Source organism: Streptomyces sp. NPDC058295 (assembly GCF_042880655.1).
Lineage (GTDB): Bacteria > Actinomycetota > Actinomycetes > Streptomycetales > Streptomycetaceae > Streptomyces > Streptomyces coriariae.
The window spans coordinates 1-19,371 of sequence record NZ_JBHVYO010000090.1 but is presented as its reverse complement, the minus strand read 5'-3'; the positions used below and the strand labels follow the sequence as shown (position 1 = coordinate 19,371).

Below are 19,371 nucleotides of genomic sequence, written 5' to 3'. Positions count from 1 at the left end.
CTGCTCGACGAGTTCCGCCGGGCTGTGCTCCTCGCACGACAGAAAGTATCCGAAGTCGGGCATTGCCTCTCCCAGGTGGAGCGTGTGGTCACGGTTACGGATCGCGCTGCCGAGTACCCGGCGGCCCGGGGGCTTAACGGCCGGGGCTCAACGGCGCGCCTGACGAGCCTGACGAGGACGTCGGCCGGCCGACCGGGGGCGCGACGCGCCAAGGCTCCCGACAGGGGAAGCGGCGGGCGGCTCCGTGCCAGGGGGCCCGCACCTATGTGGACTGCGCGTGTGTGGCTGGCTCAGGTCTCTGTGGCGTACGCCTGTGTGGGCTGCGCGTGTGTGGCTGGCTCAGGTCTCTGTGGCGTACGCCTGTGTGGGCTGCGCCGGGTCGGCGTCGGGCCGTGAGCGGAAGGTCCGGCGATAGGTGTCCGGAGGTACGCCGACCGTGCGGTTGAAGTGCCGGCGCAGTGTCGTGGCGGTGCCCATGCCGGTGGCCGTCGCGATGACGTCGACGACGTCGTCGGTGGTCTCCAGCAACTCCTGCGCCCGGCGGATCCGTTGGGTCAGCAGCCACTGCAACGGGGTGGTGCCGGTCACCGTCCTGAAGTAGCGGCCCAGGGTGCGCGAGCTCATCCCGGCCCGGCGGGCCAGGTCCTCCACGGTGAGGGGCCGGTCGAGGCGTTCGATCGCCCAGGGGAACAGTGAGGCGAGCGGGTGGTCGTCGCGGGCGGGCACCGGGGCGGCGACGAACTGCGCCTGGCCGCCCGCCCGGTGCGGCGGCACGACCAGGCGGCGGGCGACCGCGTTGGCGATGGACGAGCCGTGGTCGAGGCGGACGAGATGCAGGCACAGATCCATCGCGGCGGCCTTCCCCGCGGAGGTGAGCACGCTGCCGTTGTCCACGTAGAGCACGTCCGGGTCGACCTCCAGCCGCGGGTAGCGGGCGGCCAGGATCTCGGTGTGCGCCCAGTGCGTGGTCGCGCGCCTGCCGTCCAGCAGCCCGGCGGCGGCCAGCACGAACGCGCCCGTGCACAGGGAGGCCACGCGCGCGCCCGCCTCATGGGCCGCGCGCACCGCGCCGACGAGTTCGGCGGGCGGCTCCTCGTCGACGTCCGCCCAGCCGGGGACGATCACCGTGTCGGCGCGCCCGAGGCGGCGGAGACGGTCGAGCCCCCGGTCGGGCTCCAGCCGGAACCGGCCGACCCGCACGGCGTCGGACCCGCACACCTCGACCTCGTACCAGGGGACGGTCACGCCGACCGGAGCGGCGCCGAACACCTCGTACGCCATGGACAGTTCGAACTGCAGCATCCCCTCGGTGACGGCCAGCGCGACGGTACCCATGTCCGAAAGTGTACGGGGCATGTCGTTCCGGACACTCACGCGGAGGCACCCGCCCTCGCCAGGATGTTCTCAACGGAGCACACGGCTCACACAGATCACGCGGATCGCGGATTCTGAAAAGACGGGGGAGAAACCATGGCATCGGCATCGGCATCAGGGTCCGGATCGGGATCGGCATCGGGAGCCGGATCGGAAACGGTGTCAGGGTCGGGGTCGGCGTCGGGGCGGACGGTGGCGGTGTACGGCGCGTACGGCCACACCGGGCGCTTCGTGGTGGCACAGCTGCGGGAGCGTGGATTCATCCCGGTCCTCTCCGGCCGCGACGCCGAGAAGCTGCGAGCGGCGGCGGCATCCGCGGCCGCGGCGGCATCCGCATCCGCACCCGGACTCGAGGTCCGGCCGGCGTCGGTCGACGACCCCGCCTCGCTCGACCGTGCCCTGGCCGGTGCGGACGCCGTGATCAACTGCGCGGGGCCCTTCGCCACGACCGCCGCTCCGCTGATCGAGGCGGCACTGCGCGCCGGAATCCCGTACGTCGATGTGGCTGCCGAGATCGAGGCCAACCTCGACACGTTCGCGCACTTCGCGGAGCGGGCCCGTGCGGCGGGAGCGGTGATCGTCCCCGCGATGGCCTTCTACGGCGGTCTCGGCGACCTGCTGGCCACGGCCGCGATGGGCGACTGGACGGCGGCCGACGAGGCGACCGTCGCGTACGGACTGAGCGGTTGGCACCCGACCCCCGGGACGCGCACCGCCGGTACGGTCTCGCGGGAGCGGCGTGGCGGCCGGCGCGTCCGCTACGCCGACGGGCGGCTGGAGTACCACGACGAGAGTCCGACGCTCCTGAAGTGGGCCTTCCCCGACCCGATGGGCACCAGGGAGGTCGTCGGGGAGTTCACGATGGCCGACGTGGTCACCCTCCCCAGCCACCTCGCCGTCCGCGCCGTACGGACCCACATGACGACCGAGGCGGCCAAGGATCTCGCGGCCTCGGACACACCGGCGCCGACGGCGGCCGACGGGCACGGTCGGTCCGACCAGACCTTCGTCGTCGACGTCGTCGTACGCTCCGGCGACACCGAACGGCGCGCCGTGGCGAGCGGCCGGGACATCTACGCCGTCAGCGCGCCGCTCGCTGTGGAGGCGGTCCACCGCATCCTCACCGGCCGGACCCGCACGGTGGGTGTCGCCTCCGCAGGCGAGATCTTCGACGCGCCGGACTTCCTCCGCGACCTGTCCCCGCACATCTCCCTTGAACCACTCCAGGAGCGGACGGTGTCCTGACCGAGGGTGTGCTGACCGAGGGTGTCCCGACCGGCGGCGTACCGGCGGTGTCCAGGCCGGCGGTGTTCAGGACGACGGCCCCTGACCGTGGGTGCGGGCCGTGGCTGCAGGCCGGGGGCCCGGGTCGCCTCCGCCGGGTCAGGACCCGAGGCGGCGGCGGTCCTCCTCGTCCCACTTGCGGGTGTCGCGCGGCTGCACGTACGGCTCGTCGTCGGCCGGGTGACCACCGGCGACGGCGCGCTGGCGGACCATTTCCGCGTCGAACTCCAGGCCGAGCAGGATGGCCAGGTTGGTGATCCAGAGCCACACCAGGAAGATGATCACACCTGCGAGCGTGCCGTAGGTCTTGTTGTACGAGCCGAAGTTGGCCACGTACAGCGCGAATCCGGCGGACGCGGCCATCCATATCAGCAGGGCCAGGAAGCTGCCCGGCGTGACCCAGCGGAAGCCGCGCACGCGTGCGTTCGGAGTGGCCCAGTACAGGACCGCGATCATCACCGTGACCAGGACCACCAGCACCGGCCACTTGGCGATCGACCACACGGTGAGCGCCGTGTCGCCGACTCCGAGGGTGGTGCCGATCTGCCGGGCCAGGCTGCCGGTGAACACCACGATCAGCGCGCTGATCACCGCCATGACCATCAGTACGACGGTCACGCCGACCCGCACCGGCAGCACCTTCCACACCGGACGGCCCTCGGGGATGTCGTAGACCGCATTGGCGCTGCGGATGAACGCGGCGACATAGCCGGACGCCGACCACACCGCCAGCACCAGGCCGACGATCGCCATGATCGAGCCGACCCCGCCCTTGCCCTGCATCTGCTGCACCGCGTTGCGCAGGACGTCCTGAGCCGCGCCCGGCGCGAGTTTCTGGATGTTGTCCAGGACCGCCTGCGTGGCCGACTGTCCGACGATCCCCAGCAGTGACACCAGCGCCAGCAGCGCGGGGAACAGGGCCAGGATCGAGTAGTAGGTCAGGGCCGCCGCACGGTCGGCCAGCTCGTCCTTCTTGAACTCCTTCAGGGTGCCTTTCAGTACCGCTCCCCAGGAGCGTTTGGGCAGGTCCGTGGGCTTGTCAGGGGCCTGCCGTTCCACTTGCTCGTCCGGACCGGCGGCGACCGGATCCTGCCCGGTCTCACCGTCGCGGTCCGCCGCGTGCTCGCCGTGCCGCCTGTGCGGCTTCAGTGTCCGTACCATGCAGTACGGGTATCCGGCCGGACACCGCTTATGCGCAGATATGGAACATATCGGACTTCGAGTCCTTGGCGGGCATGCCGGATGCGGCGGTTGCGGGCGGTCGCGACAGTCGCGGAACGGGGTGAGGGCCGGGCGTCCTCGGCCCGGCGCCCCGCCGTGTGTCCGCGGCGGTCAGCCGCCCACGTACCAGCTGAATCCGCCGTTGCTGGCGGCGACGGCCAGCAGCACGATCCAGAGCACCACGTCGACGATGCCGAGGATGATGCCGGCCTTCGCCATTCCGTCGCCGTTCCCGACGCCCGCCCGGCGGCGGGCGACGGCACCGAAGATGATGGCCAGCGGCCCCAGGACGATGTTCAGGATGAACAGGCCGACGATGCCGCAGCAGAGGCTCGCGATCGCCAGGCCGTTGGCGCGTGATCCCGAGGACGCGGTGGAAGAGCTGCCGTAACTCGTCATCGAATACTCCCGGTTGTCGGTTGCACGGACCGAACGGGCCTCGCGCTCCTCACTTTCGACTTGCTCCTCCGAGTGCCCCTCCGCCGCGTTCTCATGTCGACAGACCGTCAGTCTCGTTGCGGATCACGCAACTTCGAGGACCCGACCGTCCATGGCGCAGCCGTCGCTTCCGCCACCGGCCGTCGCGGAGGGGTGCCGGCCCCAGGGGCGGACATCAGCGCGGGGACATGCCGGTGTCGCCGGGCGCAGGCGGAGCGGAGGGAGCCGCCCCCGGGGGAAGCCCCGGCGCGTCCGTGCGGTCGGCGTACGGGACCGGGACAGGCACCGACACCGGCACCGGCACCGGCGCAGGGACGGGGAGCGGGACCGGGCCCCAGGAGACAGGGATGTGAGAGGCGAGGGCCTGGGGGTGCGGGCCGGGGAAGGGCCACGGCGGCGGGGCCGGCGCCGGGGCCGGAGTGGGGACGGTGCGGGTCGGCGGGTGGCGACGCGCCAGCCAGAGGACGGCCGCCGTGTACAGGGCGATGCCGACCAGGTCGAGGGCCACGACCTGCCAGGGAGCGTCCGCGGCGGTGTCGTCGCTCTTGAGACCGTCGACGACGGCGGCGGAGACGCCGAAGGCCAGGAGGTTGTTCACGGCGTGCAGGCCGATGGCCGCCTCCAGCCCGCCGGTGCGCACGGTGAGCCAGCCCGCGACCACTCCGTACAGGGCCAGGTCGGCGAAGCCCCACGGGGTGCCCCAGCCGTGGGCGGCGGCGAACAGCACGGCCTGGGGCACGAGCGCCCACCAAGGAGAGCGCAGAAAGGCGCCGACCGCCTGCGTGAGCCAGCCGCGGAAGACGTACTCCTCGGCGGCGGCCTGCAGCGGTACCAGGACGACCAGCGTGGCGAGAGCCGGGCCGAAGACCCCCCAGCCCGCCCACCGCGACGGCGTGGCATCGTCCGTGGGCAGCAGGAGCATGGCCCCGGTGGTCACGGCGAGGACCGGGAAGGCCACCAGCACGCACCGCCGCAGCCAGGACCATCGCAGTCCACCCGTCACGGACGAGACCGTGCCCGCCGGGCGACGGCCGGCCCAGCGCACCGCGAACAGGACGACGGGTATGGCGGAGGCGATCGCCAGCAGGTCGAGGGCGGTGCCGGAGACGGGGCCGAACTCGACGGTCCCGTCGGCGGCTTCGGGATAGCCCGCGGCCGCTCCCAGGGCGGAGCCGACGGCGTAGAGCAGCCCGGCCACCAGCACAAGCCGGGCGGCGCTCGGTGCGGGCGATCACGGGCCCGCCCGGGTCACGCTGAGGCGACGGCGGGACACCCTGCGCGTGACGGTGTCGGGCGTACCGCTGGCCGTCACCGGCCCCGTGGCCGAACGCCTGAAGGTGCGGGTGGGAACGGGTGCCGGACGCATCACTCTCGAACAGGCCGGTGTCGTGCGGGCGTTGCTGCCGACCCGGCTCGGTCCGGCGCCCGTGCGGGAGGTGTCCGGGATCAGCCGTCGCCCCGGACGAAGCCGGGCTTGAGGTGGTTCTCCGGCAGCGCGGCCGGCAGGTCCTCCCACCAGGTCAGCCTCATCGCCGCACAGGCCGGAGCCCCGCAGGTCGCCGCCAAAAACCCTGACGCACGCGACGCCGCCCGCACCATCCGCACCCTGAGTGTGAACACCCTCGATCCGGCGGATGGGCCGCTCGCTAGAAGAGGCCCTTGTAGTTCTGCCAGCCGGTGCCGATCTTCACGCGCGCGCCGAAGGTGCCGGTACCGGTGCCGTTCTGCCGGTACAGGTTGCCGCCGGTGTCGCGGGCGACGAGGTCGGCCTTGCCGTCACCGGTGATGTCGCCGGTGCCGACGACCGTGTTGTAGGTCCCGCCCCATCCGGCGAAGAGCCTCACGCGGGCGGAGAAGGTGCCGTCGCCTCTGCCGATGTAGCGGTAGAGGTTGTTGGAGGTGTCCTGCGCGAGAAGGTCCCCGATCCCGTCACCGTTGAGATCACCCACGCCGACGACCTTCTTGTACGACCGCCAGTTGTCGTAGAGCTTCACGGGGGCGGCCAGCTTGCCGGTGCTGGTGCCCTTGTAGAGGTAGACCTCGCCGGTGGAGGGGTTGCGGGCAATCAGGTCGGGGCGGCCGTCCTTGTTCACGTCGCCGGGCGAGGTCAGGACGTCGAACTGGTTGAATCCGCTCGACCCGACCGTCGTGTACGGCGTCGTCGACTTCAGTGCCGCCCCGCATGTGGGTTTGTAGAGGCGCAGGGCGCCGGTGCTCAGCCGGACGAGGACGTCGTTGCACCGGTCGCCGTCGAGGTCGCCGATGGGCACTGCCCTGACCGAGGTGGACCATCCGCTCCCCGACACCTTTCCGACGAACTTCCCGGCTCCGTCACCCTGTTGGAAGGCGAGCGACCCCGTGGAGTCCATCGTCAGGAGATCACCGACACCGTCGGGCAGCAACGAGCCGCCGACGTGGTCCCGCCACACCGCCGTGCCGCCCGTCAGCCGGACCGTGCCGGATTGCACCAGCGCCGCACCCGGTCCGTTCGTCGGCTGGGCCGTCAGCGTCCAGGTGTACGAGCCGTTGGAAAGCAGTCCGCCGGTCGTGTCACGGCCGTCCCACGTCGTGGCGATCGAGTACTCGGCCGCTCCACCGGTGCGTGTGGCCACCACGCGGCCCGTGGCCCTGTGCCGGATCTCCATCTTCCAGGAGGCCGCCGGCTCGGACAGCCACCACTCCCCGCTCCAGGAGACCGGAGTCGCGTCCGTTTCCACCCGCGAGGTGACGTTCCGGTAGGGCGAGACCAGGGCCGCCTCGGGCCGGCCGGTGTGCAGGACGTGGACGGACTGGTCCAGCGTGGAGTAGGCGAGGTCACCATTGCGCGGGTCGAGTGCCACGAGCCCCGCGGCGTCGGTCGACCACTGCCGGACGGCCGTACCGGTCCCCAGGCCGTAGAGACCCAGTCCCCGCTCGCCGTCTCGGACGGCGACGACTCCGTCGCCGAGGAACGCCTCCCCGGTGGACGCGAGCGGGATGCTCTTGCGGGACTGGAGGTCGTAGACGCCTGCTTTGGTGTACGGAGCGGCGTCGCTGTTGCACTTCCAGTACAGCCAGCGGCCGACGGCCTGGAGATCGGCCATGGAGGTGCACCCGGTGTCGACCGCGAAGGACGTCAGCGAGGTCCCGCTGCGCGCGTCCTTGGCCGTCACCGTGGCGCCCGTGGCCACGGACCACACGGTGGTCCCCCAGATCGCGCCCGTCCGATAGGGCTCCTTGTGCAAGACCTTGCCGGAGTCGATGTCGACGACGCGCAGTTCCCGGAGGCTGCCGCCCACGGGAATACCGTCGACCAGTAGCAGGTTCCCGGACGCCCCCACGATCCTCGTCTGGTTCCCGTCGACGTAGTAGGAGTCCTGGAGTCCCGTGTCGAGCGGGGTGCCGGGGAACGCACCGCCCTTGCCGACGACGAACAGTGCGGACCGCAAGCCGCTGTCCGTGGTCACGGGGCCGCGGTAGACGGTCCGGCCGTCCCCCGTGGCATACAGCTCGGGGCACAGCAGGTCGACACCGCACGAGTTGTACGGGGAGAACAGGCTGCCGATCCGTACGCGCTCGCCGTATCCGGGCGCGGTTTCGGCGAGCGGGCGCTCGTACGCGGACGTGAGTCGATCGCCGTACTCCAGGGTCCTGACTTTGCCCTGATCCACTGTCAGCCGCTGGAGCTTCATCGGGACCGGCGGGATGCGGACCGCGAGCGTCGCGTACGGCACTCCGTCCGCCCCGGCGGTGATGGCCTGGTAGCCGTAGTCCTGCGCGGTTCGGCCGCCGACGAGCTGGACGCCGCCGTCCGGCCGGATCGCGACATGATCCGCCGCCGCGCGCGCGAGCAGGGTGCGCTCGGCGGAACCGTCGAACGGGACGGCCACGACCTTGTAGTGGGGCCCGTCGTACACCTGGTTGCCGAGCGAGGCGTCGTTGCGGGCGACGATCAGCGCTTCGCCGACGACACCGATGACCTTGGAGTCCGCGAGGCTGACCGACACCTCACGGACGGGCGTGTCGAACCGGCCCTGCTCGTAGATTTGTACGCCGCCGGCCTGGGGAGTGACCAGGTGATGGGCGGTCACCACGGAATTTCCGTACACCGTGCCTTTCGGCAGTCGCGTGGCCTGCGCGGTGTCGACGTCGATCCAGAAGTACTGGCTGACAGATTCTCCGGGGACCCTCGCCGACGCGAGGAACCCGTGTACGCCGGCCCGCAGGGCGAAGAGGAAAGAAGTCCCCTCCGGAAGGCCCGTCACAGCGCGGTCGACCGTGGTGCCGTTCTCGGCGGTCAGCAGATGAAACTCGGTCCAGGTGCTGTCGGCGCGGATTCCGCCCTTCGCCACGACCGTGGTTCCGATCGTCCTGCTGTACGCCTGGCCGGCCGGAACGGTGACCGTCGTGGTCTCGTCCGTGAGCATGTTCCGAAGCCGTACGTCGCGGGTACCGCCGCTGGGCGGCAGCGCCACGACGTCCGACGCCGTCCCGTAGTACTCCTCCGGATCGTGCGGCCCCGTACCCGCGAACTTTCGGGTAGTACCGTCGACACCCGTCCAGTCCATTCCAAAGGCGCCGCTCACGGACAGGTGCAGGAACCCCGACGGTCCGACGGTCGCAACAGAGCCGAGGCCCGGTGTGACGCGCATGGTCGCGGGGATCATGGTCTCGCTGAACGCCCCGGGGTCCGCCGACGTGGTCCCGGCGGCCGGACCGACAGCCCACGGCAAAGACACCACCGCACAGGCGGCGACGAGACGCAGACGTGCAGAAGCATGACGAGTCAAGAAGACCCTCCCCGGACGCGAGGCGGAACCCGCACCGTCAACTCCGGTGCCACCGGCTCCCCCGCCGTCGCATCCGCCTCTTCAAAGTCGGCTGATCTTACAAGCGGCGCACGGTTCGGATGAACGGTTTTACGGACGCAGTCGAATTCACGCTCGTGGCGCGCGCCGCGAAGGGGGTGGCGAAGTCGTGCTCGTCGAGAACGTCGTCGGCCTGGCCGTGGCCGTCGCCCTGCTCGGTTACCTCGTCCTCGCCCTGATCTTCCCGGAGAGGTCCTGAGGCGTGGGCCCCGTACGAAGCGCCTGCGCGTCAGGCGGTGCCGACGATCACGCATCCGGCACGCGACCACCGATCACCGGACAGCAAAAAGGCCCGGGTCGATGACCTGGGCCTTCTTCGTGGAGCGGGTGACGAGAATCGAACTCGCGCTCTCAGCTTGGGAAGCGACGGCACTTAGGGAGCCGGATAGCTTCTGACCTGGCAGTACGTGCTCTGGCGTGGCGCCCGGGAGGGCATGATCGCACCGTAGTCGACCGTGGTTTACCGGTCTTATGGGCACGCTATGGGCACGGAGTCGGCTCGGAGCCATGGAGGGCTTCTCCTGGCCGCTGACGAACCACCGAGCTCCGGGAACGAGCCCTGGCCGGAAGGGGGCGCGGTTGCGGGAGCACATGGAGCAGGTCTCAGCGGCGGCCGAACAACTCGGGACGGAGCCGGCTCGGAGCGGCCCCTGCAACGCGGGCCTGTTCGGGGTGGACACCGCCGAGGCGATAGAGCGGGCCGACATCGGGGAGAGGGTCTGCGAGGAGGTGCCGTCATCCGGGTGCGCGAAGGCCATGAAAGATGAGGGTTTTGGTCTGCCGGATCGTTCGCTGTCCTCGGCGTCGACGGCTATGGGTCCGCCGAGCGCCTGCGGGATCAGGTAGTTGGCGACCTCAAGAGTTCTGAAGTCGCGGAGCATGTCCCGGCAGGCGGCGACCTCCTGGCGTCCGGCGCCGACGGGGTCGTTCAGACGCATGACGCGGACGTAGAAGTCCGACATGAGCTCGATGGAGGCGGGCTGGATGACGGATCTCGTCGAACTCGCCTGCACGCCTCAACTGGTTCACCAGATCCGCGACATCCCCGGTACCGCCGACCGGCAGCACCAGAGGGCAGCACTCCACGGGCTGCGCCAGCTCACTCCCGCATCCGAGCCCGTGGCCGAACGAGCGGCCGAGCTGCGAAAGAGTCCGTTTCTGGTAGTGGCCTCGCCCGGGTTGGGTGAGGAAGCCTTGGCGGGTGAGGCGTCCGAGGCGGCTTCGGGTGACGTTCAGGACCGGGTCTTTGGTGGGCATGCTGAGGAGTTCGTGCGGTTCGCGGACCCGGAGTGCCTGGTCGGGGTGCTGGTTGAAGGCATTCAGGACGGTGCTGATCCCACGTCTGGGGAACCGCTGGTGGCGGAGCGCCTGACATATGGGACTCGTTTACGCGGTCAGGTGGCGTGGGCGGCTACGCAGGCGGCAACGCACGTTGGGAGGCGCGGAAGGCCAGGGGCGTGTGACCGGTGTGGCGTTGGAAGAACTTGCCGAAGTGGGTGGCGCTGGTGAAGCCGAGGTGGGCTGCGATGGTGGCGGCGGGTTCGGTGCCGTGGACGAGGAGGCGCTTGGCCTCCAGGGCGAGGCGCTGGTCGAGGTAGTCCTTTGCGCTGAGGCCCGCTGCGGTCTGGGTGGCGCGGGTGAGGGTGCGGGTGGAGTAGCCGAGTTCGCGGGCGTAGTCGTCGATGCGGTGGGTGCGAGAGAAGCCTCGTTCGACGGCGTCGCGGAACCGCAGGAAGGGCTCGGGAGCGGATTCCGCGGCCTGACCGTGCTGCCGCAGGTTGGCGAGGCGCAGGAGCACCACGTCGAGCAGGCGGTGCAGCAGGGCATTGTGGACGGGCTGCGGATAGCGGTCCGACTGGGAGAATTCGGCCCCAGGGGCTGACCCTGCTGCCGCCACTGGGCAGAGGGAACTCGCCGTTTGCGAAAGCGACTTGACTGCCATTTGCCCGCCCCGTGCCCCAGGTCACCGAAAGTGCGTGTCTTGAGCCGGTGGGCCTCGGGCCTGCTCTGATGGTCCGCAGACGTTCGTGGGCGTCCTCCGTTGTGCGTCTGCGTTGTCACCCAGTTAGACACTCACCCGCTCAACGGTCGATCGCCGACAGGTGCGTTGTCAGTGCTTGCGCCTATGGTCTCCAGCGCGCGGTCGGCTTCCGGGGGTTCCAGCTCTGAAGGGATGGCTTCATCCCCGGCCTGTCTGGGGGCGGCTCGGAGACTCGTCCGGGACCTAACCGACGGCCGGGCTTCGTCGATGGCCACGAGGTGACCTGCCAGCGCCGGCCGCGCACCCCCTCGCGGGGTCGGACGCATGCTTTCCACCTGTGTTGGCCGGGCCTCGGGCACTGTGCAGGGGTGTTCACGGGCGGTTGGCCGGTGGCGCGCGCCCGGCTCCTGGTGCGGTCTGAACGGCTGTGAACGGGGCTGAACGAGACGGAAACTGAGACGGAGCCCGCGCACAGTCAGCCTGGGCTCGGGCTGCTCCTGGGTTGCCACCTCCACCGTGCATGGCATATCGGTCGGACAGAGCGGTCCGCCTGGGCGGAGCAGCTGGCTGGGATCGACGTCGGCCATTCTGCGCTCGCCGAGGTCTCCGACGCTGGTCACGCAGCCATTGCCGGCCATGGACGGATGCTTGCCGTCAACGAGGTTGCTGTACCGCGGGGATCGGGTGTGGGACTGGTGTGGGACTACTGCCAGACCAACGAGCGGCCACCGGGACGGGAGAGACGGGCTGTCACATCCCTGTGACATGGGGCCGACGATTCCGGAACGCCTAGCCCAATAACGTTGTTCTCGCTGGTCAGAGAGGCCGGCGCGGCAGAAGCCAGATCGCCAGGAGCAGTCATGCGCACCGCACTCCGTTACACCCTCGCCGTCGTCGCCCTCGTGGGTACGGCCACCGCTTCTGTCGTGACAGCCACTGCCGCCAGCGCCGCCACCGCGGCCGCGTCCTCCACGAGCGGCGCCTGTGTTGCCACCAAGACCATCCCCTCCGCCTTCGGTGGCTGGAAGGTCAAGCTGGTCAACAGCGCCGACAGCGGCGCGTCCGCCAAGCTCCTTGACGAGAAGGGCCACGTCGTCTCGACCGTGGACCAGAGCAGGACCGTCGACTCGGCCAATGGTCTGCGGATCACCGGAGTGCTCAGCGCCAAGCCCGTCTTCGGGCAGCGCAGCGAGGGCGGGTCCACCCCCTGGAAGTCCACCGCCTTCCCGGTGCTGTCCGCCGACTGCACGCAGAGCGGCAAGCTCGTGCGCACCCTGCGTCTCGACTCCCGTACGACCGCGCAGACATTCAAGGTCTCCGCCAGCCACTACCAGGCCCGCGTTTACCAGAGCGGCAAGCTGGTGCGGTTCATCGACGCGCACGGTCGCGCCGGCGCCGCCCTGTTCGGCAGTCGCACGCTCGTGCTGAACCCCGACGGCACGACCGTCACCTGGGCCGGGGCCAAGACCGCCGCCAACCCGCGTCTCGGCCGCTACAAGCTTGCCAACGGCGCCATTGTGAAACTTGTCAAGCGCGAGGGTGTCTACGGGGCGCAGTTGACCACCGGCCACGGCACGTTCCCCGTCGAATACTCCAAGGGTCGCCCGTCCGTCCAGCAGGACGACGTCACCCTGGTCGTCCTGGGCGTCGACGGCACCCTCAGCGGCTACGTCTACGGCAAGGCCCAGAAGCCCCCGGTCTACCTGGGCGCCTGAGGCGCCAGCGGCCCCTGATTTGTCTTTCTGGGCAGGTCAGGGTCCGTTTCCGTTGGCGAGTTCCTTGGCGGGACCTTCAGAATTTCCTCAACTTGTGAGGAGGTATTTCTGCCAGCGGATGCGTAGTGACCAGCGGCGTGACCTGCCGCCCGCGTTGATGTCAGAGGTGGATGTCAAAGGCCACCCAGGAACGTTCCTAGGTGGCCTTTTCCCTTGTGCCCCCGGCACCTGCGACACCCGCTTCAGGAGCTTTGGGAGCGAGGTTGGGGGATCACCAGGTCCGACCTGGGAATCCCTGTCTTGCGCAGCGTGGGGAGGTACGCACCCTGGCGTACCTCGATTCCCCGTGGGTCCCCGTCCGTTCTGGCACGGAAGTGGCACCCCGCGACCCCCTCGAAACCGCATCGATCAAGGCTCTTGCGGCTCGCCCGCGGCAGTGTCATCCGCGGAACCTCTGCGGCCTCGCCTCGCTGCTCGCATTCGGTCGATGAGGAGTCCTGCAAGTGCAGCCAGGAAACCGATCGCCGCTGCGCCGAAGCCCACCCGAAGTAGTGGCGGTCGCCCGTTACTCAAAGCGCGGAAGCCAGCCCAGGCCGCTGCGGCCATGAGCCCGAGACCTTGTATCCACCATCGCTCATCTCTGCCCTTTGTCATGTACTTAATCAGCGTCATACGTGATGATCCCACTCGCGCCCACCCACCTCAGCTCCCATCCCGTCTTGTCCACAGGAGGCGGACTGGGTCGGCCGATTCCTGCCGGACAATCTGATCGTCGGCATCGCATACGCCGTCATCATGAGCGGTGGCTTCGGCCGGGCATACGAGCGGTCGCACAGCATGGCGTGGGCCGCTTGCGCGCTCAGCGTGTGGACGATCTTTGCGCCCTGGGTTGTGGCAGGCGACGTCAGCACCACCAGGACCATCGTCAGCAACATCATCGTCGGCGTGATCGCGCTCATGCTGGCCCTCATGGCCGCCGCAGCCGCCCGCCCGGTGGACCAGTACTCCGGCGACCGCTCGTCCCCGCACGCGTGATCGTCCTCCACCCTCCAGCCAGCGTGGCACTGCTGGCGGGCGTCTTCCTCGGCATCGGGATCGCCAAGTACTGACGGTGTTCTCGTCTTACCGGGATCCGCCCTTCGGCGGTGCCCTGCCTGCCCCCGTTGGGCCGTGGCTTGGCGGGGGCAGGTCGCGCGCAGAATCTGTCAAGGTCGGTGGAGCGACTCGGGCTGGTGTCTCAATGACCGGGTCCCACAAGGGCAAGGATCACGACCGCGCGCACCACAATGAGAAGCCCCCGGGCAGCTAACCGCGCCCTGATGGTGCGGATGTGGTGCACGCCCCGCCCACCGGTCTGGACAACAAAGAACCCCCGGGTCATCGACCTGGGGGTTTCTCATGGAGCGGGTGACGAGAATCGAACTCGCGCTCTCAGCTTGGGAAGCTGATGTTCTACCATTAAACTACACCCGCGTAAGACGCCGTTTGACCGGTGTCGGAACGCTCCGTCACTCTACCTCATGCCAGGCCTCGGGCGATGAAGCCGTGGGGCCTGAGCGCGTTTCAGTGGATGGATCCTGCTGCGAGCGGCCGGAGTTGGGGCGTACGGTGGGGCGGTGGAAGTGGGGTCGGGCGGGGTCGGAGTGCCGCCTGGAGAGTCGTCCCGTTCGTCCCGTAATGTGGCTTTCGTCGTCCGGCGGGCAGCAGCCGGACAGGGCTCTTGGGGAAGGGACTCTAGGACTTGATGGAGCGCACCGTCGTCCGTTGTGCCGATGGGCACGTGTTCAGCACCGCTTCGTTCCCGATGCAGCAGGCCGAGCGGCTCGGTCCCGGGCGGCTCGTCCGGTGCCCTCGGTGTACCCGGTTGCGGAGTGCCGTACCGGTGATTCTCGAGAAGCGGTAGCGGCAACAGGAGCCGGCGGCGCTGGAGGCGCCGCCGGTCTGGCGCGCGGAGTCGTCCGATGGTGGTCGCTCCGCGCGCTTTGCGTATCCTCAGGGCGTGCTTCTCTCAGACAAGGACATCCGGGCCGAGATCGATGCCGGGCGAGTACGGATCGATCCCTACGACGAATTTATGGTGCAGCCTTCGAGCATCGACGTACGGCTCGACCGGCTGTTCCGGGTGTTCGAGAACCACCGGTACCCGCACATCGACCCTTCCGTCGAGCAGGCCGACCTGACCCGGCTCGTGGAGCCCGAGGGCGACGAGCCGTTCATCCTCCACCCGGGGGAGTTCGTGCTCGCGAGTACCTACGAGGTCATCACGCTTCCCGACGATCTCGCCTCACGCCTTGAGGGCAAGTCCTCCCTCGGGCGGCTCGGGCTGGTCACCCACTCCACCGCCGGGTTCATCGACCCCGGGTTCTCCGGGCATGTGACGCTCGAGCTGTCCAACCTGGCCACCCTGCCGATCAAGCTCTGGCCCGGCATGAAGATCGGCCAGCTGTGCATGTTCCGGCTCACCTCCCCGGCCGAGTCCCCGTACGGCAGCGAGCGGTACGGGTCCAGGTACCAGGGCCAGCGCGGGCCGACGGCCTCCCGGTCCTTCCTCAACTTCCACCGGACCCAGGTGTGAGCGGCGACGACCTGGACGGTGCGGGCGTGGCGCGGGAGAACCTGACCTACGAGCAGTTCGGCACCGCCGTCCGTGAGCTCGCGCAGACCATCGCCGACGACGGCTACGTACCCGACGTCGTACTGAGCATCGCCCGCGGCGGGGTGTTCGTCGCCGGCGGACTCGCCTACGCCCTCGACTGCAAGAACATCCACCTGGTGAACGTCGAGTTCTACACCGGGGTGGGGACCACGCTCGAGATGCCCGTCATGCTCGCGCCCGTCCCCAACGTCATCGACTTCTCGGACAAGAAGGTCCTGATCACCGACGATGTCGCCGACACGGGCAAGACGCTCAAGCTCGTCCGCGACTTCTGTCTGGACGCCGTCGCCGAGGTGCGCAGCGCCGTCGTCTACGAAAAGCCGCAGTCGCTCGTGAAGTGCGAGTACGTGTGGAAGCGGACCGACGACTGGATCAACTTCCCGTGGAGTGTTCTGCCGGTGGTGCGTAAGTCGGGGGAGCCGACCACCCCCTCGAAGGAAGCTCTCTGACCCGACCGGCCTGCCGCTGGAGCTTTTGAGCGCGCCGTCGGGTATCAGGAGAAGCGCTTGGCTGAGCGGATCAGTCGGCAGGAGCGCTGCGGCTGAGCAGCCCGGTCGGCATCGCTCGCCCGCTCCGGTGCTCCGGTGCTCAAGAGGACCTGGCGGTCGGCCATGGCCCGGTAGGCGTCCGGTGTCCGGTCGAGGGGGAAGGTCCGGTCGAAGACACGGCCGGGGGCGATCGTGCCGTCCAGGACGTCGGGCAGCAGCTGCTCGATGTAGGCGCGGGCGGGGCCGGCGCCGCCGGTCAGGGTGATGTTGCGCAGGAACTCGGCCGGGCCGATCGGCCCCTGCTCGTACTGGGGGACGCCCAGGCGGCTGATGGTGCCGCCGTCCAGGACCGCGCCCAGGGCGGTGTCGAGGGTCTGGCGGGTGCCGACGGCCTCGATCACCTTGGCCACGCCGCCGGTCAGCTCGCGGACGCGGGCGATGCCCTCCTCGCCGCGCTCGGCGACGACGTCGGTGGCACCGAACTCCCGGCCCAGCTCGGTCCGGGCCCGAGGGCGTCCGGCGAGCACGATCTGCTCGGCACCGAGCCGCTTCGCGGCGATCACCGCGCACACCCGACCGCGCCGTCGCCGACGACGAGCACCGCGTCGCCCCGTCCGACGCCGGCGGTGACGGCTCCGTGGTGGCCGGTGGTCATCACGTCCGACAGCGCCGGCAGCGACGGCAGCAGCGCGGAGTCGGCGGCCACCGGCAGCTTCACCAGGGTGCCCTCGGCGTACGGGACGCGGACGGCTTCGCCGCGGTCACCCTCACTTCGCAGTCACTGCACGTGGAAGGCGCACCCGGCCGGCGCATCGGCGTCTACACGGCCGAACCCGGCACCCCCGACCACGACGCCCTGCTCCTGCTCGACATGACGGCACCAGCCACCCCGACGCGGAACACCACACCCCGGACGAGCTGACGCAGGCCGCGAAGGCGAAGCAGATCACCGCCCCGGGGCCGGCCGCTTCCGGCGTCGGCCGGCCCGATCCGGCTCATGTCTTTGCCGGCTTCTTCGTCTCTCTGTTTCTCCGCGTCACTTCACTACGTCACTACTACGCCACTACTTCGCGCGAAGTACTTTGACGCCGTCCCGCTCGAAGTCGTAGACGTAGTCATTGAGGCGGAGCCCGTCGACCGCGCCGATCCACATGAAGTCGCGTCCCTTGCCCACGGCGACCGTGTAGACCGTCGGCTTGGCGTTGACGTTGGTGAACGAGGCCTTCAGCTGGGCGAAGGTGCACTGGGCCGCCTGCGTGCAGGTCGTCTCGTTGCCCGTGAGGTACCAGTAGCCGGTGCGCGTCGCGTCGAGGAAGGGGCTCCAGCCGTTCGTGACCGGGGACGCGGTCGGCACCCACACCAGCGTGGAGTAGTCGTCGGTGGACGTCACGTTCGGGTCGATCTCGAACCTGATGTTCGGCATGTTCGTCGGGCCGCCGTAGCCGACGTTCTCGCCCGTCTGGAACACGTGGAAACCGACTCGCCGCAGCCCCAGCACCTGCTTCCCGAAGAAGTCCACTTCATTGCCGAAGTCGACCTTCTCGCTGGTAGGGCTCAGCGTGGTGGAGTTGCTCGCCACCTCGATGCCGAGGCTGCCCCGCCCGTACGGCGGCCTGGCGGCGGTTCCCGTCGTGCCGAACGGGCCGTAGGGACCGTTCCGGAGTTCTGCGACCGGCGAGCCGATCGTGTTGCGGGCGATCACGCCCCAGTGGTCCGAGTGGGCTCGGCCGTCGTCCGTCCGGGCGGCTGCCGATCCCGGAAGGATCAAGGCGAGGACGGCAACCAGCAGGGCGGCCACGAGCGCCGTTCCCCGCCTCACGCCAAAGCGAGCTTTCACGCGCACTCCTTGTAGGAGGGTGTAGGGAACAGTCACAATAGATTACGCTATGTAGTTGTAATGATGCGACATGCGGTATCTTCAGATGTTTTGCTTCGTGACTGATCGTGAAATCTTGCTTTCGGTCACGGCAGGCCAAGGGCCCCCGACCAACCGTCGAGGGCCCTACCGGTGTCTGTGTCCGCCAGGTACTAGAAGGTGCCCAGCTTCACGATCGACAGCAGTGCGATCAGCTGGATCGACGACGCGCCCAGCGCCTTCGGCCACGGCAGGTCGTGGGAGCGGCTGACCATCAGGGTCAGCAGGACGCCGGCCGCCACCCATGTCGCCCAGCCCAGCAGCTGGACGAACGACGCGTCGCCGCCGAAGAACATCGCGACGACCAGGCGCGGGGCGTCCGTGAGGGACATGATCAGCATGGAGAGGCCGACCGTGGGCTGCCAGGCGCCGTCACCGCCCAGCTGGCGGGCCAGGGTGTGGGTGACCACGCCCAGGATGAAGGAGCTCAGCACCATCGCGACGGCCGTCGTCAGGACGATCGGGATCGCGTTGGACAGCGTCGCGTTGATCGCGTCCGCGCGCGTGTCGTCGAAGCCGAAGACCGCGAGCAGGCCGTAGAGGAACGTGACGACGAGGGCGGGGCCCCACATCGTGTAGTCCCGCATCCGGAGGAAGGTCTGCTTGGGGGTGAGGACGATGCCCTTCAGCAGCTCCTTCCAGTGCAGACGCGGACCGATGGGGCCCGCCGGGGCGGAACCCGCGTGATACGTACCACCATGGTTGTACTGGTCGTACTGCTGGTGGTCGTCGATCGAGAAGGCCTGGGTGTGCCCCGGGTTGTTCGCGGCGTACGGGTCGTGCGGAGCACCGCCCGGGCCGCCGGGGCCGCCCGGAGCGCCGTACGGGGCGTCGCCGCCGAAGTACTCCGGCTCGTCGCCGTTCTGGCCGCCGTACCCTCCGCCGTTCGGCTGCGGCCACTGGCCGCCGCCCGCGCCCGTGCCGCCGTACGGCGGACGCTGCTGCGGGTACGGCGGCTGGGCCGACGGGTAGCCGTACGACGGCCCCGAGGCTCCCGAGGGTCCCGAGGACCGCGACGGTCCCCGGGGCGCCTGCTGCCCGTACGGAGGGTCTTGCGGTCGCGCTTGCGGGGCACGGTTGTCCCGGCCGCCGCGTCCGATCCTGAATCCAGCCACGCCTTCGAACGTACCTGGTCCCCGAGAGCGACGTGGCGGGGCCGACCGTCCGGGCACGGCTTTGCTGCCGAGCTGTGACATCCCCTAAGGGGAGTAACGGGACGCGAATCAGTGGTTGTTCAGGGGAGGGTCGTAGGGGGAGCGGGGGTTGTGGCGGGTGTGTGGGGGAGCGAAGGCGTAAACGGCGACGCCCCCGTGTCCACGGTGGGACACAGGGGCGTCGATGCGGCCGTTCGGGCTACTTCACCGGTTGGGGTTCCGGTTCGTTCTCGGTCTGCGCCTCGCCCGCGGGGGGTTCGTCGTCGACCGGGGTCTTGACCGACTCCAGCAGCAGCTG

Annotated in this window: 14 protein-coding genes, 1 tRNA gene and 3 pseudogenes; 8 read left to right on the top strand and 10 right to left on the bottom strand. The window is 69.6% G+C overall.

Annotation, left to right across the window (positions count from 1 at the left end; all coding sequences use genetic code 11):
- Positions 1 to 339: 339 nt before the first annotated feature.
- Positions 340 to 1,335: a helix-turn-helix domain-containing protein gene (locus tag ACFVYS_RS42835; RefSeq protein WP_389511190.1), complete on the bottom strand. Its 996-nt coding sequence runs from the start codon at positions 1,333 to 1,335 to the stop codon at positions 340 to 342.
- Positions 1,336 to 1,572: 237 nt separating this feature from the next.
- On the opposite strand from ACFVYS_RS42835, the gene ACFVYS_RS42830 reads away from it, so the two are divergent.
- On the top strand, positions 1,573 to 2,619 hold the full coding sequence (locus tag ACFVYS_RS42830; RefSeq protein WP_389511192.1) for a saccharopine dehydrogenase family protein: 1,047 nt from the start codon (positions 1,573 to 1,575) through the stop codon (positions 2,617 to 2,619).
- 138 nt (positions 2,620 to 2,757) lie between these two features.
- Here the strand turns inward: ACFVYS_RS42830 and ACFVYS_RS42825 are convergent, their stop codons facing one another.
- From ACFVYS_RS42825 to ACFVYS_RS42815, 3 genes are all read right to left on the bottom strand, one after another.
- On the bottom strand, positions 2,758 to 3,819 hold the full coding sequence (locus ACFVYS_RS42825) for a YihY/virulence factor BrkB family protein (RefSeq protein ID WP_389511188.1): 1,062 nt from the start codon (positions 3,817 to 3,819) through the stop codon (positions 2,758 to 2,760).
- Between the two features lie 171 nt (positions 3,820 to 3,990).
- Positions 3,991 to 4,278 (bottom strand): DUF4190 domain-containing protein, encoded by a 288-nt coding sequence (locus tag ACFVYS_RS42820; RefSeq protein WP_389511186.1) that lies wholly within the window; start codon positions 4,276 to 4,278, stop codon positions 3,991 to 3,993.
- Between the two features lie 214 nt (positions 4,279 to 4,492).
- Positions 4,493 to 5,515, bottom strand: coding sequence for a CPBP family intramembrane glutamic endopeptidase (locus ACFVYS_RS42815; RefSeq protein ID WP_389511184.1), 1,023 nt, complete (start codon positions 5,513 to 5,515; stop codon positions 4,493 to 4,495).
- 82 nt (positions 5,516 to 5,597) lie between these two features.
- Between ACFVYS_RS42815 and ACFVYS_RS42810 the strand changes: the two genes are divergently transcribed.
- A complete protein-coding gene (locus ACFVYS_RS42810) occupies positions 5,598 to 5,795 on the top strand; it encodes a hypothetical protein (protein ID WP_389511182.1) in 198 nt (65 codons plus the stop codon).
- Between the two features lie 168 nt (positions 5,796 to 5,963).
- Here the strand turns inward: ACFVYS_RS42810 and ACFVYS_RS42805 are convergent, their stop codons facing one another.
- Complete coding sequence (locus ACFVYS_RS42805) at positions 5,964 to 8,948, bottom strand: FG-GAP-like repeat-containing protein (RefSeq protein WP_389511180.1); 2,985 nt, start codon at positions 8,946 to 8,948, stop codon at positions 5,964 to 5,966.
- A gap of 325 nt (positions 8,949 to 9,273) precedes the next feature.
- Here ACFVYS_RS42805 and kdpF point away from each other — a divergent pair, with 325 nt between their 5' ends.
- On the top strand, positions 9,274 to 9,363 hold the full coding sequence (kdpF, locus tag ACFVYS_RS42800) for a K(+)-transporting ATPase subunit F (RefSeq protein WP_389511178.1): 90 nt from the start codon (positions 9,274 to 9,276) through the stop codon (positions 9,361 to 9,363).
- 1,212 nt (positions 9,364 to 10,575) lie between these two features.
- Here the strand turns inward: kdpF and ACFVYS_RS42795 are convergent.
- Entirely contained in the window at positions 10,576 to 11,061 is a 486-nt protein-coding gene (locus ACFVYS_RS42795) for a helix-turn-helix transcriptional regulator (protein ID WP_389511177.1), read from the bottom strand.
- A gap of 944 nt (positions 11,062 to 12,005) precedes the next feature.
- On the opposite strand from ACFVYS_RS42795, the gene ACFVYS_RS42790 reads away from it, so the two are divergent.
- On the top strand, positions 12,006 to 12,860 hold the full coding sequence (locus tag ACFVYS_RS42790) for a hypothetical protein (RefSeq protein WP_389511175.1): 855 nt from the start codon (positions 12,006 to 12,008) through the stop codon (positions 12,858 to 12,860).
- Between the two features lie 762 nt (positions 12,861 to 13,622).
- Positions 13,623 to 13,895: pseudogene (locus ACFVYS_RS42785) on the top strand (SPW repeat protein); the annotation flags it as partial.
- A 364-nt stretch (positions 13,896 to 14,259) separates the two neighbouring features.
- Here the strand turns inward: ACFVYS_RS42785 and ACFVYS_RS42780 are convergent.
- Positions 14,260 to 14,333: transfer RNA gene (locus ACFVYS_RS42780), tRNA-Gly, on the bottom strand.
- A gap of 526 nt (positions 14,334 to 14,859) precedes the next feature.
- Between ACFVYS_RS42780 and dcd the strand changes: the two genes are divergently transcribed.
- On the top strand, positions 14,860 to 15,435 hold the full coding sequence (dcd, locus tag ACFVYS_RS42775) for a dCTP deaminase (RefSeq protein WP_020133056.1): 576 nt from the start codon (positions 14,860 to 14,862) through the stop codon (positions 15,433 to 15,435).
- Positions 15,432 to 15,965, top strand: coding sequence for a phosphoribosyltransferase (locus tag ACFVYS_RS42770; protein WP_389511173.1), 534 nt, complete (start codon positions 15,432 to 15,434; stop codon positions 15,963 to 15,965). The genes dcd and ACFVYS_RS42770 overlap by 4 nt, the downstream gene beginning before the upstream one ends.
- A 143-nt stretch (positions 15,966 to 16,108) precedes the next feature.
- Here ACFVYS_RS42770 and ACFVYS_RS42765 read toward each other — a convergent pair.
- Positions 16,109 to 16,773, bottom strand: a pseudogene (locus ACFVYS_RS42765) (zinc-binding dehydrogenase); the annotation flags it as partial.
- On the opposite strand from ACFVYS_RS42765, the pseudogene ACFVYS_RS42760 reads away from it, so the two are divergent.
- A pseudogene (locus tag ACFVYS_RS42760) lies at positions 16,765 to 16,926 on the top strand (transcriptional regulator); the annotation flags it as partial. The pseudogenes ACFVYS_RS42765 and ACFVYS_RS42760 sit on opposite strands and share 9 nt — an antisense overlap.
- Positions 16,927 to 17,067: 141 nt before the next feature.
- Here the strand turns inward: ACFVYS_RS42760 and ACFVYS_RS42755 are convergent.
- Both ACFVYS_RS42755 and ACFVYS_RS42750 read right to left on the bottom strand, forming a co-directional pair.
- Positions 17,068 to 17,841 carry a hypothetical protein gene (locus tag ACFVYS_RS42755; protein WP_389511172.1) on the bottom strand — a complete coding sequence of 258 codons (774 nt, stop codon included), beginning with the start codon at positions 17,839 to 17,841 and terminating at the stop codon, positions 17,068 to 17,070.
- 191 nt (positions 17,842 to 18,032) lie between these two features.
- Positions 18,033 to 19,115, bottom strand: a complete 1,083-nt coding sequence (locus tag ACFVYS_RS42750) for a Yip1 family protein (RefSeq protein WP_389511170.1) — start codon at positions 19,113 to 19,115, stop codon at positions 18,033 to 18,035.
- Between the last annotated feature and the right edge of the window lie 256 nt (positions 19,116 to 19,371).